The sequence below is a fragment of the Caulobacter sp. GSs2 genome (assembly GCF_058680895.1).
In genome coordinates this window covers 381,976-399,147 of sequence record NZ_CM178725.1, presented here as the reverse complement: position 1 = coordinate 399,147, position 17,172 = coordinate 381,976, and the positions used below count along the sequence as shown (strand labels likewise).

Here is a 17,172-nt window from a genome sequence, read left to right as displayed (position 1 = left end):
GAAATCACCACTCGCCGGAAGTCTTGCCTTGAGTCAGCCCCAAGCCGTAGCCCCAAACGCCGTCGTCGAGGTCAAGACCGAGAACGGAAGGCCCGTCCGCATCGGCAATAACGAAAAGCTGTCGATCATCGCCGGCCCCTGCCAGATGGAAAGCCGCCAGCACGCGCTGGAAACGGCCCATGCCCTGAAGGAGATGGCCGACCGCCTGGGCGTCGGCCTGATCTACAAGACCTCCTACGACAAGGCCAACCGCACCTCGGCCAACGCCCAGCGCGGTATCGGGCTGCATGACAGCCTGGCGATCTTCCAGGAGATCCGTGAGGTCACCGGCTTGCCGACCCTGACCGATGTCCACGAGATCAGCCACTGCGCTCCGGTCGCCGAGGCCGTCGACGTGATCCAGATCCCGGCCTTCCTGTGCCGCCAGACCGACCTGCTGGTCGCCGCCGCCAATACGGGCCGGGCGATCAACATCAAGAAGGGCCAGTTCCTGGCCCCCTGGGACATGAAGAACGTCATCGCCAAGGTGACGGGCGCCGGCAATCCCAACGTCATGGCCTGCGAGCGTGGCGTGTCGTTCGGCTACAACACCCTGGTCAGCGACATGCGGTCCCTGCCGATCATGAAGGAGATCGGCTGCCCGGTCGTCTTCGACGCCACCCACAGCGTGCAGCAGCCGGGCGGCCTGGGCGGTTCTTCCGGTGGGCAGCGCGAGTTCGTGCCGGTTCTGGCCCGCGCGGCCGTCTCGATCGGCGTGGCCTGCGTGTTCGTGGAAACCCACCCCGATCCCGACAACGCTCCGTCCGACGGTCCCAACATGGTGCCGATGAGCCAGTTCGAGGCCCTGATCGCCAACCTCCTGGAATACGACGCCCTGACCAAGCGGGCCGCATGACCCGCAAGACCGTCCTCGTCACCGGCGGCGCCGGTTTCATCGGCTCCAACATCGTCGCCAAGCTGTGCGAAGATCCGACCATCGACGTGGTGGTCTGTGATCGCCTGCGGGAGGCCGACAGCGGCAAGTGGCGCAATCTGGCCAAGTCGCCGATTGCTGATTTCGTGGCGCCGGAAGATCTGTTCGCCTGGCTGGCCCGGCGCGGCGGCGACGTCGAACTGGTCATCCACATGGGCGCGGTGTCGTCGACCACCGAGTCGGACGCCGACAAGATCATCCAGTCCAACTTCGTGCTGTCACGCGACCTGTGGGACTGGTGCGCCGAGCATGGCCGCCGGCTGATCTACGCCTCTTCGGCGGCGACCTATGGCGACGGGACCCTGGGCTTCGACGGCCAGGACGACATCGAGTCGCTCAAGGCCCTGCGCCCGCTGAACGCCTACGGCTGGTCCAAGGCCCTGTTCGACATCTACGCCGTCCGCGAAGCCGCGCGCGGCCGCAAGCCGCTCCAATGGGTCGGGCTGAAGTTCTTCAACGTCTATGGTCCCAATGAGGGCCACAAGGACGGTATGAAGTCGGTGGTGGCCCAGGTCTGGCCCAAGGTCGCGGCCGGCGAGGGCGTCAAGCTCTTCAAGTCGCACAATCCCGACTACGAGGACGGCGGCCAGCTGCGCGACTTCGTCTATGTGCGCGACGCGGCCGACATCGTCGGCTGGCTGGGCGACAATCCGCAGGTCAACGGCGTCTTCAACCTGGGCTCGGGTCAGGCTCGCACCTTCAAGGCCCTGGCCGAAGCGACCTTCCAGGCCGTCGGGCGCCAGCCTGACATCAGCTATGTCGAGATGCCCGAAGTGCTGCGCGGCAAGTACCAGTACTTCACTCAAGCGCGCATGGAGCGGCTGCGAGAGGCTGGCTACACCGCGCCGATGACGTCGCTCGAGGACGGGGTGGCGGACTATGTGGCGGGGTATCTGAATACGGATGATCCGTATCGGTAGCGGTCGAATTTTAGGCGCTCAACTGCCGCCACGTCACACTTGCAGCCCCTTTCCGCGAGCGTAATCTAACCGCTGATCAGTCGGAAAAACCGACGAGGGAGCGGAACATGGTCGGCATCGCCGCCTGGGGCGCCTATGCGCCGCGTTTACGTTTGAGCCGCAGGGCGATGGTCGAGGCCAATGCCTGGGTCGCGCCGAACCTGAAGTCCAAGGGCAAGGGCGAGCGCTCGATGGCCAACTGGGACGAGGACGCCCTGACCATGGCGGTCGAGGCGGCTCGTGACGCCCTGGGGTCCGGCGACGACCGCAGCCATGTCGACGCCCTCTACTTCGCCTCCACGACCGCGCCGTTCGCCGACCGGCTGAACGCGGGCGTCGTCTCGGCGGCCCTGACCCTGGAAAAATCGATCACCGCCAGCGACGTCACCGGCTCGCAGCGTTGCGGCCTGACGGCCCTGGCCGACGCCCTGGCGGCGGTGTCCGGCGGCGCGGCGAAGACCGCGCTGGTCGCGGCCGGCGAGCGTCGCAAGGCGCGCGCGGTCTCGGCGCTGGAGCTCGACTGCGGCGATGGCGCGGCGGCCTTTGTGGTCACCGCTGAAGGTGGCGCGGCCGACTTCCTGGGGCGCGGCAGCGTCACCGACGATTTCGTCGACCATTTCCGGGGCAATGACGGCGGCTTCGACTATGCGTGGGAAGAGCGCTGGATCCGCGACGAGGGCATCGTCAAGCTGGTCCCGCCGGCGGTGAAGCGCGCGCTGACTGCTGCGGGCGTCGCGCCCGCAGACGTGGCGCATTTCTGTTTCCCTTCGACCTTTTCCGGCATGGCCGCGACCCTGGCCAAGAGCCTGGGCATCCCGGCCGAAGCCGTGCGTGACAACCTCGCCGCGTTGATGGGCGAGGCGGGCAGCGCTCATGGCCCGCTGATGCTGGCCCACGCCCTGGAACAGGCCAAGGCGGGCGAGATCATCGTCGTTTCCCAGTTCGGCCAGGGCGCCGAGGCCCTGGTGTTCCGGGCGACCGGCGCGGCCAACCTCAAGCCGGCGCGCGGCGTGACCGGTTCGCTGGCGGATCGTCAGGAAGAGACCAACTATCTGAAGTTCCTCATGTTCAATGGCCTGGTCGACTGGGACAAGGGCATGCGGGCCGAGAAAGACAACAAGACGGCCCTGACCACCCTCTATCGCAACGAGGACATGATCCTGGGCCTGGTCGGCGGTCGCTGTCGCGAGACCGGCGTGGTGCAGTTCCCGCGCACCCGCATCTCGGTGGCCCCCAACAATCCCGCCGTCGACACCCAGGAGCCGTACCGCTTCGCCGAGCGCAAGGCCTCGGTGCTCAGCTATTCGGCCGACTACCTGACGTTCTCGATGGCCCCGCCCAACCACTACGGCATGATCGTCTTCGAGGGCGGCGGGCGGATCATGATGGACATCACCGACGTGTCGCCCGGCGACGTCGACACCGGCCTGCCGGTCAAGATGGTGTTCCGGATCAAGGACATCGACGAGAAGCGCGGCTTCGTCCGCTATTTCTGGAAGGCCGCGCCGGATCGTTCGGCGGTTTCAGCTCAAACCGCCGTCGCGGCGGAATAGGAGAGACGATCATGGCGCAAGGCATCCGTGACAAGGTCGCCATCCTGGGGATGGGCTGCAGCAAGTTCGGCGAGCGTTGGGACTGCGGTCCCGACGATCTGATGGTCGAGGCCTATATCGAGGCCATGAGCGACGCTGGCATCGAGCCCAGCCAGCTGGACGCGGCCTGGTTCTCGACCCATGTCGACGAGATGGGCACCGGCAAGGGCGGCACGCCGATGTCGATCGCCCTGCGCCTGCCCAATATCGCCGTGACCCGGGTGGAGAACTTCTGCGCCTCGGGTTCGGAAGCCTTCCGGGGCGCGGTCTATGCCGTGGCCTCCGGCGCGGCCGATATCGCCATCGCCCTGGGCGTCGAGAAGCTGAAAGACACCGGCTATGGCGGCCTGCCGGTCGCCAATCCCGGCACCCTGATGCCTCAGGTCATGCCCAACGGCTCGGCCCCCGGCAACTTCGCCCAGCTGGCCAGCGCCTATCGCGCCAAGCATGGCGTCTCCAAGGACGACCTGAAGCGCGCCATCGCCCACGTTTCGGTCAAGAGCCACGCCAACGGCGCCAAGAACGCCAAGGCCCACCTGCGCAAGCCGGTCACGGTCGAGCAGGTGCTCAACGCCCCGATGATCGCCGAGCCGCTGGGCCTGTTCGACTGCTGCGGCGTGTCGGACGGCGCGGCCTGCGCCATCGTCACCACGCCCGAGATCGCCAAGGCGATGGGCAAGAAGAACCTGACCATGGTCAAGGCCATCCAGCTGTCGGTCTCCAACGGCTACGAGAGCCAGTACAACGGCTGGGACGGCAGCCATTTCCACACCGCCCGCATCGCCGCCGGCAAGGCCTATCGCGAGGCCGGCATCGAGCGACCGCGCGAACAGATCTCGATGATCGAGGTCCACGACTGCTTCTCGATCACCGAACTGGTGACGATGGAGGACCTGTTCATCTCGCCCGAGGGCCAGGGCTGGCGCGACGTGATGGACGGCTTCTATGACGCCGACGGCGGGGTGCCGTGCCAGATCGACGGCGGTCTGAAGTGCTTTGGCCACCCGATCGGCGCCTCGGGCCTGCGCATGCTCTACGAGATGTACCTGCAGCTGCAGGGCCGGGCCGGTGAGCGCCAGCTGAAAGACCCGGTTTTCGGCATGACCCACAATCTGGGCGGCGCGCCGGCCAGCAATGTGTGTTCGGTGGCGATCATCGGGCAGGAGGGGGCTTAAACCCCAGCCCTGCTTGGTGTAACCCAGACTCATGGGTGATCGCTTCAAGGGCTTCAAGCGCTGGATTTTCGCCGGAGCGGTGCTCTTTCTGGGGCTGCTGGTCGCGGCCGCCTTCGTGTGGCGCTACGACATCCTCAGCAACGCGCTCGATCCCAAGGTCCCGTTCCTGACCTATGAGCCGCCGCCGCCACCGCATTATGCCCAGGCCTCGTCCTGGGCGCTGCGGCCCAAGGATCCGTCCGGCCCGGCGCCCAAGGATCTGCCGACCGACGTGTTCTTCGTCCACCCCACCACCTTTGACGGCGGCCAGGACTGGAACGGGGCCATCGACCAGCCCAAGGCCCAGCGGTTCCTGAACCGCGTGGTGCTGCCCAACTATGCCGGGCCGTTCTATCGCGTGGGTCGGGTGTTCGCGCCGCGCTATCGTCAGGCCAGCCTCTATACCTATCTCACCCTGCGCGACGACGCGCGCGAGGCGCGGCGCTTCGCCTATGGCGACGTGCGCGAGGCGTTCCGGCTCTATCTGGCCCGCTACAACAGCGGCCGGCCGTTCATCCTGGTGGGCGTCGAGCAGGGCGGGGCGATGTCCGCCAGGCTGTTGCGCGAGGAGATCGCCGCTGATCCAGCGGTCAAGAAGCGTCTGGTCGCGGCCTATCTGATCGAGACCATCGTCCCGGCCGAGGAATACGGCCTGGTGTCACCCCTGCCGGCCTGCGAGCGGCGCGATCAGGCCGGCTGCGTCGCCGCCTGGGCCTCGGCCCAGGAGGGCGACTTCCAGCGGATCCAGGAGCTCACCCATCGCTCTCTGATCTGGGACTCCGGCGACCAGCTGATCGACCTGAACGACCGCCGCGCGCTGTGCTTCAATCCGCTGCTGGGCGGTGTCAGCCAGGAGCGGGCGCCGGCGCGGCTGAACCAGGGCGCGGCCAACGCCACCGGACTGGAATGGGGCGCTCGGCCGGCCTTCCTGCAGCGCCAGGTCTGGGCCCAGTGCGAGGATGGCCTGCTGCACACCAGTCGACCCAAATCGACGGCCCTGCGCGACGGCGGCTCGTGGGCCGACCGCCGCAAGGTCGACGGGTTCAACCTGTTCTATGCCGACATCGAAGCCGACGCCCAGGGCCGGGTGGCCACCTTCACGGGCAGGCCGGTTCAGTCCGCGAGCAGCGCTTCAAGCCCGCAATAGCCTGGCTGATCGATGGCGATCCGGGCGATCGCGGTCGCGCGCAGGTGGGCCAGCAGAGCCGGGGCACGCGGATCCAGCGCGCCGGACCGCAGCGCCAGGCAGAGCCTGTGATTGAGGTCCGTGAAGTCACCGTCGGCGCCCAGCAGGTCCGACAGTCGCGCGCGTTCCTCGTTCTCGGCGGCTTCACCTAGCGTCGCTTCGCGCGCAAGCAGGGCGCGGGCATTGTCGGCGACGCGGGCCAGAAAGACGCGACGCGCGTCGGCGGGGCCTTCGGCCTCGCGATCGAACAGGGCGAGGGCGGTCTGGAGTTCGCCGGCGGTCGGGCAGGTGATCACGCCATCGTCTCCATCAGCCGGACCAGATCGATCTCGGTTTCGCTGACCCGCCGACCGATCATGGCGCGCTCGATCGAGGGATCGGCGCCGGTCGCGAAGCTGGAATACATCATCAGGCACATGACGCCCCATTTCAGCGAGCCCAGCGCCTGCCAGAACTGCAGTCGCGACAGCGGAATCTCGCGCCCACCGGCCTGGGCATAGCCATCCAGCAGGGCCTGATAGTCGCCAAAGCCGCCCACCGGTTTGCGCCACTGGCCAAACCGCCAGGAATTGACGCAGATCCAGCCCAGGTCCTCGGCCGGGTCGCCCAGATGGGCCAGTTCCCAGTCCAGCACGCCCACCAGGCCCTGCTCGGGATGGATCATCAGGTTGCCATTGCGAAAATCGCCATGGACCAGCACGGGGGTGACGGGCTCGGGCGCTGTGGCCTCCAGCCAGCGGAAGGCGGCCTCGAAGGTCGGACGCTCGGCGCCATGCTGACGATAGACCTCTTCATAGCGCGCCAGCTCGCCCCGGGCGTCCGAGGTCGTCAGCGGCGGCAGGTCGTCCAGCCCGGCGCCGTGGATCCGGGCCAGCACCTCGCCGCAGCGGCGCGCCAGATCGGGCCGAACCGCGTCGAAGGCGGCGTCGCGGACGATGCGCTTGCCCAGGGTCTCGCCCTCGAGCCGTCGCATGACGAAGGCTTCGCCCAGGCCGTCCTCGGGATCGCAGACACGCTCGACGATCGGAACCGGCGCGCCGGATCGGCCGGCGGCCACGATCAGGGCGGCCTCATGGGCCAGGGACGCGGCGGTCTCGCGCGGCGGTGCGTTGTCGGGGCGTCGCCGCAGGATCAGGGCCGCGCCGTCGTCGAGGTCGAAGGCCCAGGTCTCCAGACTGGCGCCGCCCGACAGCCGCCGGGCGTTCACCGCCGTGGTCGCGGTCGGCGACAGCTGCGGCGCAAGGCGGGCGAGGGCGGCGGGGATATTCATTTCGTCACGCTTTCAGACCTCACCCCACGTCAGGCAAGCGATCCTATCATCGACTTTCGGAGCCGATCACCACACCGTGGCGTTCCACTTCTTTCCGCTATCAGAATCGGGCGCCCCCTATGCCTTCCGGCCTTGCCGCACTGCTGGACGATGTCGCTGGCATCACCAAGCTCGCCGCCGCTTCTCTGGACGATGTCACGGGCGCGGCCGGCAAGGCCGGGACCAAGGCGGTCGGTGTCGTGGTGGACGACGCGGCGGTGACGCCCGGCTACGCCATGGGCTTCACGCCCGACCGCGAACTGCCGATCGTCTGGAAGATCGCGGTGGGCTCGTTCAGGAACAAGCTGCTGTTCCTGCTGCCCGGTGCGCTGGCGCTCAGCGCCTTCGCGCCGTGGGCGGTCACGCCGATCCTGATGGTTGGCGGCTCGTATCTGGCCTTTGAGGCGACCGAGAAGATCCTGGAGGCGCTGAGCGGTCAACACAGCGCCGACGAGCCTGAAGAACTGGCCCTGAGCGGTCCAGAGCTGGAAGCCCAGAAGGTCAACGGCGCGATCCGCACGGACCTGATCCTGTCGGGCGAGATCATGGCCATCGCCCTGGCCGACGTGGCCGACAAGCCCCTGCTGATCCAGGCCGGCGCCCTGGCCGTGGTCGGCGTGCTGCTGACCATCGCGGTCTATGGCGTGGTCGGGCTGATCGTGAAGATGGACGACATCGGTCTGCACCTGGCCCAGCGCAAGAACGCCGGGGTGCGCGGGTTCGGGCGCGGCCTGGTCAAGGCCATGCCCATCACCATGGAGGCCCTGACCCTCATCGGCACCGCCGCCATGCTGTGGGTCGGGGGTGGCATCATCGTCCATGGCCTTGAGCACTTCCACCTGACCCCGATCCCGGTCTGGGTGGAAGGCTTCTCGCACTGGGCGCAGGGCGTTCCCGGCGTAGGCGCGGTGACCGGCTGGCTGGCTTTCGCCCTGGGCTCAGCCGTGGTGGGCCTGGTGGTCGGCGGCGTGCTGGCGGGCGTCATGCACCTCTGGCATCACCGCAAAGGCGCGGCGGCGCATTAGAACGGCCTGGCTGCTCCGCCGGTCGGCCCGGTCTTTTTCTTCTTCGGCGCGGCCTTGCGCGCGGCAGGCTTGGCCACCTCTGGCGGCAGAGGGGGCGGCGGTTCGACGAACTCCTCGGCGACCTCCCAGCCGTCGACGGTCTTGCGCGCCCGCAGCATCTTGGAGACGCCCTCGGCAAACTTGAACTCTCCCAAGCCGTCCGGCTGAGGCAGGAACGGGGTCACGTCAAGCGAGGTGACGCCGCCGATCCACTGCGTGCCGTCGGCATACTGGATGACACCGGCGGTCTGCGGCCGGCAGCGACTGCCTTCGCCGGCATAGCGAACGATCCCGCCGGGCCCCTGACCGCTTTCGCCGGCCTTGTAGGTCAGAAGGGTCGGTTCAGGCGCGGCCGAGACAAGCTTGTTGCACTTGGTGTTGAACGAGCCGGCGGGGAAGTTGCCCCTGGCGTTGATCTCGACGACCCGCGACGGGGCCCAGCCAATCGCGAACTGGGATTTTCTGGCGGCGACGTCGGCTTTGTGCTGCTCGGTGACGATAGCCGTCTGAAGCGGCTGCGCAGCGATCTGGGCGGCGCTTTGCCGAGGCGCCGTCGGTGCTGACGTCGGGGTGGGCTGCCTAGGCGCGCCGAAAAGCCCGGCGGCGGGAGAGGCAGGCGTCTGCTGTTGCGCCGGAGCGCCAGCGACGGCCGCAAGGATCCCGGCGAGGCGAGCCGGCGCGGGTTTCGGCGCGGGTGTCGGGGATGGCTCCGCCGGCGGCGATGGGAAGGCGTCGTAGGTATTGGGTTGAGGCGGTGACGGTGGCGGCGCCGTGGCGATGACGCGGTTCTTGGCGTCGACCTTGTTGACCAGCACGGTGAAGGGCCTGAAGCCCGCGCCCGACGCGTTGTGGATCATCACATGGTATTCGCCCGGCGGCAGGTTGGCGACGACGGCGCTGCTGGCGGTGATCACGCCGGTGGCCGGCGCGTCGTATCGTGTGATGACGGTCTTCTGCGGCTTGGTCCCGATCAGTACGATGGTGGCGTTCATCCACATCGAGCCGTCGGCCTTGATGCGCACGCGCATCTGCTCGTCGATGATCAGTCGGAAGGTCTTGAAGCGATTGTCGGGCCGGTCGCCGCAATCGGCGACGGTCAACTCCGAGCGCATCGGTACGCCCAGCAAAAGGTCGCCATCCTTGGCGATGGGCCAGTTGCCCTCTGCGCCGTCTCGGCATTTGCCGATCAGGTTGGATTGCGCATTGGCCCAGCGATTGGCCTTCGCCTGGGCGAAGGCCTGATCGATGCTGTCGGTCACGCTCTCGAGCGCGCCGTAGATGATGGGCGCGGCCTGGACCATTGCGGCGTTCATCTGGATCTGGCGCTGACGCTCGGCCTCCGCAGCAGCCAGTTGTTGCTGGTGATAGACTCGCTGCTGTTCGGCTAGGCGCTGCTGCGCCAGGATTCTGTCCGAGGCGATAGCCCTGTCGCCCCGCTCGGCGTCGGTAAGGGGACGCGGCGCGGGCTGTGGCGATGGCGATGCCTGCTGCTGCGGCGCGTATCCGCCGCCAGAGCCCGTGGGCGTGCGCGACACAGGCTTGGCGGCTTCGGCCTTGCGGCGTTCCTCGGCGACGCGCCTGGCCTCGGCCGACGCTTTCTCCTGGCGCTGCTGGTTTTCAACGGCGTCTTGTCTCGCGCGGTCCTGGGCCTTCAGACGGCTTTCCAGGGAGGTGTCGCGGACGGGCCCGGCGGGTTCGACCTTCACGCTCAGGGTGTTGAGGAAATTGGTGATCTGCTCGGCGGTCGGGCGCGGACCCAGCCACGGCGTCAGCATGCCGACCTTCTGGGTGATGCCCGACATACAGCCCTTGGCGCCGTAGGAGCCGGTGGCGCCGTCTGCGAAATTGCCGACAAACTCCGAACCACCCCGAGAGACCGTGCCTGCAAAGCGAATCGTGTCGACCTTGGGTGGCGTCCCGTCGGCGACATAGGTCTTGCCGCCCATCAGATAGACGTCGCTGGCCTGGGCCGAGCCCGCCGCCAGACTGTAGTTGATATGGATTTCGCCAAAGCAGGCGAGGAAGGCGTAGGAGACGCCGACCGAACCGCCGGTATAGCCGTCGCCGCTGACCGGAGGCCCGAAAGGCACCCGGATGTCGCGTTGTCCAGAAGATTGGGCCACAGCCAGGCCCGGCGCCGCCGCCAGACCCAAAACCATCAGAGCGGCCATCACGACGCCTGCGCCGCAGCGCGGGTCACTATACCCCATCTGGCTCCCCCTAAACTGGAGCGGAGCTTAAACAGCGCGGTTGTCAGACGACAAGTCGGTTAATCTCAGGGGCTTCGCGACCCGCATATCGACCGCGTAGGACTATCGTCCAGTTAGACCGTCTCGGTCGCCGGGAAGTCGGGAAGCGTCAGCAGGTCGTGCGGCTCGTTGCGGTCGTTGGCGGTCTTCAGATAGCGGCAACCGGTACGGCTGGTCTGGGCCTCGACCTTGACCTCGACATCGTCGCGCATGACGAAGAAGCGCCACTTGCCACTGTCGACCAGCTTGATTGCTTCCTTGATCGTCAGCTTCCAGGGCTTGGCGACGCCGCCGCCGATGTGGGTGATCCGCTCATAGGTGCTGTGGCGATCGTTCTGGGCGGCAAAGCTGATTTCGGCGCGTTGAGCCATAGTACCTTCCGGGTGCGCGCAGGGTAAGCGACGGCGCCGGTCAGTTTGCGACTGCGCGCAAAGCCGGGGCGCCAAGAAGGCCATTCTGCTGGTGCAATGAGCGTCGACGGATCAACGCTTTCATCAGTATAGCAGCTTGACCCGTCTTTGGGGGATCATTCGTCACACGAGGCTCGCGCGCCGCCGCGCTCTACCCTGCGTCGTGCTGTGGCGCGGTCGGTTTCCAGTCGAAAAGTTCCTGAAGTGTGCGCACGGCCTGACCGCGTGGCGAGGTCAGATCCGGGTCGCGGGCCAGGATCAGGCGGGCGTCATCAGCGGCTACGGCGATCAGGTCGCGGTGGGCCACGGGGTCGGCCAGCCGATAGGCGGGAAAGCCGCTCTGCTTGAGGCCAAGCGGATCGCCGCCGCCGCGCAGCTCCAGATCCTTCTCGGCGATCTCAAAGCCGTCGTCGGACTTGCGCAGGATGTCCAGCCGCTGCTGGGCGGTATCCGACAGCGGCAGGTCATACAGCAGCACGCAGGCGCTTTCTCGCGCGCCGCGGCCGACCCGGCCGCGCAGCTGGTGAAGCTGGGCCAGGCCGAAGCGTTCGGCCTGTTCGATGACCATGATGCTGGCGTTGGGCACATTGACCCCCACCTCGACCACCGTGGTGGCGACCAGAACCGACACCTTGCCGTCGACGAAGTCGGCCATGACTGCGTCCTTCTCGGCGGCGGGCATCTGGCCATGCACCAGGCCAACAGACGGGCCGATGATCTGGCGCAGGTCGGCGGCGCGGGCTTCGGCGGCCTGCAGGTCGATCTTTTCGGACTCCGAGACCAGCGGGCAGATCCAGAAGGCCTGGGCGCCGCCCTGCGCCGCGCTTTTCAGGCGGGCGACGATCTCGGGCAGGCGCGGCATGGGCACCGCGCGGGTCGCCACCGGCGTCCGACCCGGCGGTTTCTCGTCGATGCGCGAGACGTCCAGGTCGCCGAACACGGTCAACTCCAGGGTGCGCGGGATCGGCGTGGCCGACATGGCCAGAAGATGGACGCCATCCCCCTTGTCCTGCAGCCGGCGGCGTTCGTTGACGCCGAAGCGATGCTGCTCGTCGATGATCGACAGACCCAGGTTTTTGAACACCACGTCGTTCTGGAACAGGGCGTGGGTGCCGATGGCCACAGCGTGCGCGCCGCTGGCCAGACCCGCCAGCTTGTTGGCGCGGCCCGCCCCCTTGTCGCGCCCGGTCAGCAGGATCACCGACAGGCCCAGCGCCGTCATGGCCGGCGCTATGGTCTCGTAGTGCTGGCGGGCCAGGATCTCGGTGGGGGCCATGAACGCTGACTGCAGGCCCGCGCCAGCCGCGTCGGCGATGGCCAGCATGCCCACCACGGTCTTGCCCGAGCCGACATCACCTTGCAGCAGCCGGCTCATGCGCTCGCCGGACGCGAGATCACCCCTGACCTCGGAGAGCGCGCGGATCTGGGCGCCGGTCAGCCGGAAGGGCAGGGCCTTTTCGGCTTCGGCGGCCAGGGGGCTGGGACCGATGCGGGGGGCCGGCTGGGCGCGGCGCGAGGCCTTGCGCTGGGCCAGGGCCAGCTGGTGGGCCAGCAGTTCGTCATAGGCCAGGCGCCGGCGGTGCGGCGACAGCAGGTGGATATCGGCTTCGCCGGCGGGGTTGTGGGCTGCGGCGAAGGCCGCGCGCCAGGACGGCAGGCCTTCGCGGTTTTGCCAGGCGGGATCCAGCCATTCCGGCAGGTCGGCGGCGCGGCTCAGGGCTTCCAGGGCGAACCGGCGAAAGGTGCGCGAGGGCAGGCCGGCGGTGGCGGGATAGACCGGCTCGAACTCGGGAATCTCGCCGGCGCGGTCTTCGGGCAGCAGATATTCGGGATGGGCGACCTGGATCTCGGAGCCGAACCGCTCGACCTTGCCGCTGACCGCGCGACGCGCGCCGGCCGGGTGCTGGCGCTCCAGGTGCGGGCCGTGGCCCTTGAACCAGGTCAGGGTCAGGAAGCCGGTCTCGTCCCAGGCGCGGATCTTCCACGGCTGGCCCAGGCGGCCGGGCGGCTGGTGGGCGTCGATGCTGACGATAAAGGTCTGGACCTGGCCGTCGATGGCCCGGTCCACCGTGGTGGCGGTGCGGCGGATAACGCTGGTGGGGACGGTGAACAGCACGTCGCGGACGATCGAGCCGGCGATCTTCTCGACCAGAGGCGCGACGCGCGGCCCCACGCCTTTCAGCGTGGAGACCGGCGTAAACAGCGGAAAGAGAATCTCGGGTCGCATCGGCGCGACAATAACGAAGCCGACGCCAGTTGGGGACGTTTACGCGTCGCGGTTCATCACGGGATCAAGCGCCGTGACCAGATCGGCATGCTCCTCGGCGCGCGACGCGCCCGAGACGTTCAGGCGCGTGTACAGGGCCGACGCGCCATGGCGGGTCTGGGCCTCCGGCCAGCGCGCGGTGGCGCCGATCAGGTTGTTGGTCTCGCCGGCGAACAACACGGCGCCCTTGGCGTCGATATAGACGAAATTGCCAGCGATGGTCGTCCGGGGATCAGCGTCCTCGGCCAGCTTGTAGCGGTAGACGGCGCCGGAAGCGCCTTTCAGTTCGATATAGAGTTTCACAGGACCTCGCCTCAACAGCACGCGGCGTTGGCGGCGATGTGGTGGGGGGCGCCCTTGGCCAAAATAAGGCTCAGGGCGTCGTCACTTTGCCGAGGAATCGTCGCGTGCGCTCTTCCTTAGGCGCTCCGAACAGCTCGCGCGAGGGGGCCTGTTCGACGATGACGCCGCTATCCATGAAGATCGTGCGGTCGGCGACGTCGCGGGCGAAGTCCATCTGGTGCGTGACGATCAACATTGTTCGCCGTTCCACGGCCAGTTCACGGATGACCGAAAGCACCTCGCCGACCAGTTCCGGGTCCAGGGCCGAGGTCGGCTCGTCGAACAGAATGACCTCCGGATCCATGGCCAGGGCCCGAGCAATGGCGCAGCGCTGCTGCTGGCCGCCGGACAGTTCCCCGGGATAGGCGTCGAGCCGTGCGCCCAGTCCGACCTTCTCCAGCAGGGCCCGCGCACGGGCCTCGGCGGCGGGCCGGGCTTCGCCGCGCACGACGATCGGGCCTTCGGCGACGTTCTGCAGGGCGGTGCGATGCGGGAACAGGTTGAAGCTCTGAAAGACGAAGCCCACCCGGCCCTTCAGGGCGCGGGCCAGGGGCGCGCGGGGCGCGGCCTCGACGCCGGCGATCTTCAGCGAGCCGCCGTCCAGCAACTCCAGACCGGCCATGCAGCGCAGCAGGGTGGATTTGCCCGAGCCGCTGGGGCCGATGATGGCCACGACCTCGCCCTGGGCGACCTCGATATCGACGCCGTTCAGCACGGTGGTCCCGTCGAAGCGCTTGATCAGGCCCCTGGCGGAAACGGCGCTCATCGGCGGCCCTCCGCGGCGCGGCGTTCCAGCACGCCCTGTCCGGCGGCCAGCAGGGTAGAGACGATCCAGTAGATCGCGGCGGCCGCCAGATACATCGTGAAGATCTCGAAGGTGCGGGCCGTGATCAGCTGGGTCTGGCGGAACAGCTCCGGCACCTGGATCGTGGCGGCCAGCGAGGTGTCCTTGACCAGGCTGATGAAGCTGTTGGACAGCGGCGCGACGGCGGTGCGGGCGGCCTGGGGCAGGATCACCCGGCGCAGGGCCTGGCCCCGGCTCATGCCCAGCACGGTGGCGGCCTCCCATTGGCCGCGATCGACATTGGCGATGGCGCTGCGCAGGATCTCGCAGGCATAGGCGGCGATGTTCAGCGAGAAACCGATGCCGGCCGCGACCAGCGGCGGCAGCTCGATCCCGAACTGCGGCAGGCCGTAATAGATCAGGAACAGCTGCACCAGCAGCGGCGTGCCGCGAATGGCCGAGACATAGACGGCCGCCGGCCACCGCAGCAGCGGCGAGCGCGACAGCCGCATCAGGGCCAGTCCAAAGCCCAGCACAAGCCCCAGGCTCATGCCGATCAGGCTGAGCGCCACGGTATAGCCTGCGCCCTTCAGCAGCAGCGGCGCCGACTGGGTCAGAAGATCGAGGGTGGCGTCCATGCCTATTGGGTCACGTCCGCGCCGAACCAGGTCCGCGAGATCGCCGCCATCCGGCCGTCGGCGCGCATGGCCGCGATGGCCTGATCGACCATCACCTTCATGGCAGGATCCTTCAGCATGGCCACGCCCTGGTTCTGCGGTGCGAAGGCCGGGCCGGCGGCGATGAACTCCGGCGAGTTCTTGACGAAGTCGGCGGCCACCAGCCGGTCGTTGAGCACCGCGTCGATGCGACCGGCCTTCAGGTCCTGATACTTGGTCGGATCGTCGTCATAGGTGCGGATGTCGGCGGTCGGAACATTGGCCCGCGCCCAGCTCTCGTAGTTGGTGCCCAGACCGACGCCGACCTTCTTGCCGGCCAGTTCGGCGGGCGAGTAGGGGCCGGCCTTGCCCCTGAGCACGATGATCTGGATGCCCGACACCGTATAGGGCTTGGAGAAATCGTATTTGGCCGCGCGTTCGGGCGTGATGGTGATCTGGTTGATCACCACGTCTATGCGCCGCGATTCCAGCGCGCCCAGCAGGCCGGCGAAGGGCGAGGGGCTGAACAGCGGCTTGAGGCCCATCTGGGCGGCCAGGGCCTTGGCGAAATCGACGTCGAACCCGGCCAGCTGGCCGTCCTTGTCCTGGAAGTTGAACGGCGGGTAGGTGCCTTCCAGCCCGATGCGCAGGGTCTTGCTGGCCGCGACCCGCTGGGCCGTGGTCTGGGCGGCCTCCTTGGCGTTGTCGCCGCAGCCGGCCAGGGTCAGCGCGCCGGCGCCCAGGAGAATGTTTCGACGGTCGTGGAATCGCATGGAGGCCTCGAAAATCGGTGAGCGACTCCAGTTCTATACGCCGGCGCGTCCTTCGCCAGAGGCAAGCGCGAGCGGCGAACGCTTCCCCCCGTCTGACGTGGAATTAAGCTGACGCCTGCTGCGGACTCTGCCCTTCTCCGGCTCACGCACGTCAAGGGGAGGGGCAATGACCCAGCAATTCGATGCGGCCGCCGCCACGGCCGCCTATCTGGCGCAGCTGTCGCCGGCGGCCCACGCCAAGGCGCAGGCCTATACGCAGGGCGGCCACTGGCTGCTGCTGTGGGGTTTTCTGATCTCGGTCCTCACGGCCTGGCTGATCATCCGCTCGGGCGTACTGGTTCGGGTGCGAGCGGGGCTGGAACGTCGCCGCCCGCGCCCGATCGTGGCCAGTTTCGGGGTCGGGGTGGTCTATCTGCTGGTCGACTGGGTCCTCGGCCTGCCCTGGTCGGTCTATTCCAACTGGTGGCGCGAAAAATCGTACGGCATGACCAGCCAGGCCTTCACCGGCTGGCTGGGCGAGGGGGTGATGTCGATGGCCATCTCGGCTGTCGTCACGGGCCTGTTCTTCGTGGCCCTTTACGCCCTGATCCGCAGGGCGCGCCGCCTGTGGTGGCTGTGGGCAGGCGGCCTGACCGCCGGCTTCATGGTCCTGGGCATGCTCGTCGCCCCGATCTATATCGAGCCGCTGTTCAACACTTACACGCCGGCCCCTGCCGGTCAGGTGCGCGACGCCGTGGTCCAGATGGCCAAGGCCAACGGCGTGCCGTCCGACAAGATCTTCATCTATGACGGCTCCAAACAGTCCAACGCCTATACGGCCAATGTCTCGGGCCTGTTCGGTTCGGCGCGGATCGCCATGAGCGACACCATGTTCAAGAAGGGCGCGGACCTGGCCGAGGTGCGCGGCGTCGTCGGCCACGAGATGGGCCACTACGCCCGCGGCCACTCCCTCTGGATCACCGGCATCTTCAGCTTGCTGGCGATCCTGGCGTTCTTCGTCGTCGATCGCCTGTTCGCGCCCGCCCAGCGGCTGCTGGGCGCCGGCGGGGTGATGGGCATCGCCGATCCTGCCGGCCTGCCGGTGCTGGCCGTGATCCTGGCGGTGCTGGGCCTGCTGGGCGGACCGGTCGCCAATACGGTGATCCGGGAGATCGAGACCGACGCCGACCGCTACAGCCTCGAGCATGTGGGCGAGCCCGATGGCCTGGCCAAGGCCCTGGTCAAGACCATCGAGTACCGCGCCGCCACGCCCGGCAAGCTGGAGGAGGCGCTGTTCTACGACCACCCGGCCGTGGGCGTCCGAATCCGCCGGGCGATGGACTGGAAGGCGGCGCATCCACAGTAAAACCTGTCATCCCGGCCAAGCGCGTAGCGCGCCGAGCCGGGACCGCCGCA

The 17,172-nt window shown here is 67.9% G+C and carries 16 protein-coding genes; 7 read left to right on the top strand and 9 right to left on the bottom strand.

Annotated elements, in window-relative coordinates; genetic code table 11:
* Positions 1-28 precede the first annotated feature (28 nt).
* The 5 genes from kdsA (at position 29) to ACW17Z_RS01875 (ending at position 5,885) form a co-directional block, all read left to right on the top strand.
* Complete coding sequence (gene kdsA / locus ACW17Z_RS01895) at positions 29-895, top strand: 3-deoxy-8-phosphooctulonate synthase (protein WP_492057378.1); 867 nt, start codon at positions 29-31, stop codon at positions 893-895.
* Complete coding sequence (gene rfaD / locus ACW17Z_RS01890) at positions 892-1,893, top strand: ADP-glyceromanno-heptose 6-epimerase (protein WP_492057377.1); 1,002 nt, start codon at positions 892-894, stop codon at positions 1,891-1,893. Before kdsA ends, rfaD begins: the two co-directional genes overlap by 4 nt.
* A gap of 107 nt (positions 1,894-2,000) precedes the next feature.
* Positions 2,001-3,485, top strand: coding sequence for an OB-fold domain-containing protein (locus tag ACW17Z_RS01885; protein WP_492057376.1), 1,485 nt, complete (start codon positions 2,001-2,003; stop codon positions 3,483-3,485).
* A gap of 11 nt (positions 3,486-3,496) precedes the next feature.
* The gene (locus ACW17Z_RS01880) at positions 3,497-4,699 is read left to right on the top strand and encodes an acetyl-CoA acetyltransferase (RefSeq protein ID WP_419255338.1); all 1,203 of its coding nucleotides are present in this window, start codon (positions 3,497-3,499) and stop codon (positions 4,697-4,699) included.
* A 31-nt stretch (positions 4,700-4,730) separates the two neighbouring features.
* Positions 4,731-5,885: a DUF3089 domain-containing protein gene (locus ACW17Z_RS01875; RefSeq protein WP_492057375.1), complete on the top strand. Its 1,155-nt coding sequence runs from the start codon at positions 4,731-4,733 to the stop codon at positions 5,883-5,885.
* Here the strand turns inward: ACW17Z_RS01875 and ACW17Z_RS01870 are convergent.
* Positions 5,852-6,220 carry a DUF6285 domain-containing protein gene (locus tag ACW17Z_RS01870; protein WP_419317072.1) on the bottom strand — a complete coding sequence of 123 codons (369 nt, stop codon included), beginning with the start codon at positions 6,218-6,220 and terminating at the stop codon, positions 5,852-5,854. The two genes, ACW17Z_RS01875 and ACW17Z_RS01870, sit on opposite strands and share 34 nt — an antisense overlap.
* A complete protein-coding gene (locus ACW17Z_RS01865) occupies positions 6,217-7,194 on the bottom strand; it encodes a phosphotransferase family protein (protein ID WP_492057374.1) in 978 nt (325 codons plus the stop codon). The genes ACW17Z_RS01870 and ACW17Z_RS01865 overlap by 4 nt, the downstream gene beginning before the upstream one ends.
* Before the next feature lie 119 nt (positions 7,195-7,313).
* Between ACW17Z_RS01865 and ACW17Z_RS01860 the strand changes: the two genes are divergently transcribed.
* Positions 7,314-8,258: a DUF808 domain-containing protein gene (locus tag ACW17Z_RS01860; protein WP_492057373.1), complete on the top strand. Its 945-nt coding sequence runs from the start codon at positions 7,314-7,316 to the stop codon at positions 8,256-8,258.
* Here ACW17Z_RS01860 and ACW17Z_RS01855 read toward each other — a convergent pair.
* From ACW17Z_RS01855 to tcyJ, 7 genes are all read right to left on the bottom strand, one after another.
* Positions 8,255-10,468 (bottom strand): MAP7 domain-containing protein, encoded by a 2,214-nt coding sequence (locus ACW17Z_RS01855; protein WP_492057372.1) that lies wholly within the window; start codon positions 10,466-10,468, stop codon positions 8,255-8,257. The two genes, ACW17Z_RS01860 and ACW17Z_RS01855, sit on opposite strands and share 4 nt — an antisense overlap.
* A gap of 152 nt (positions 10,469-10,620) precedes the next feature.
* On the bottom strand, positions 10,621-10,917 hold the full coding sequence (locus ACW17Z_RS01850; protein ID WP_492057371.1) for a DUF3892 domain-containing protein: 297 nt from the start codon (positions 10,915-10,917) through the stop codon (positions 10,621-10,623).
* Positions 10,918-11,107: 190 nt separating this feature from the next.
* Complete coding sequence (gene recG, locus ACW17Z_RS01845; RefSeq protein ID WP_492057370.1) at positions 11,108-13,183, bottom strand: ATP-dependent DNA helicase RecG; 2,076 nt, start codon at positions 13,181-13,183, stop codon at positions 11,108-11,110.
* Between the two features lie 39 nt (positions 13,184-13,222).
* Positions 13,223-13,525, bottom strand: coding sequence for a hypothetical protein (locus tag ACW17Z_RS01840; protein WP_492057369.1), 303 nt, complete (start codon positions 13,523-13,525; stop codon positions 13,223-13,225).
* Positions 13,526-13,595: 70 nt separating this feature from the next.
* Entirely contained in the window at positions 13,596-14,330 is a 735-nt protein-coding gene (locus tag ACW17Z_RS01835) for an amino acid ABC transporter ATP-binding protein (RefSeq protein ID WP_492057368.1), read from the bottom strand.
* Positions 14,327-14,986, bottom strand: a complete 660-nt coding sequence (gene tcyL / locus ACW17Z_RS01830; protein WP_419317064.1) for a cystine ABC transporter permease — start codon at positions 14,984-14,986, stop codon at positions 14,327-14,329. The genes ACW17Z_RS01835 and tcyL overlap by 4 nt, the downstream gene beginning before the upstream one ends.
* Before the next feature lie 2 nt (positions 14,987-14,988).
* On the bottom strand, positions 14,989-15,777 hold the full coding sequence (tcyJ, locus tag ACW17Z_RS01825; RefSeq protein ID WP_492057367.1) for a cystine ABC transporter substrate-binding protein: 789 nt from the start codon (positions 15,775-15,777) through the stop codon (positions 14,989-14,991).
* 166 nt (positions 15,778-15,943) lie between these two features.
* On the opposite strand from tcyJ, the gene ACW17Z_RS01820 reads away from it, so the two are divergent.
* Positions 15,944-17,122 (top strand): M48 family metallopeptidase, encoded by a 1,179-nt coding sequence (locus tag ACW17Z_RS01820; protein WP_492057366.1) that lies wholly within the window; start codon positions 15,944-15,946, stop codon positions 17,120-17,122.
* Positions 17,123-17,172: the final 50 nt, after the last annotated feature.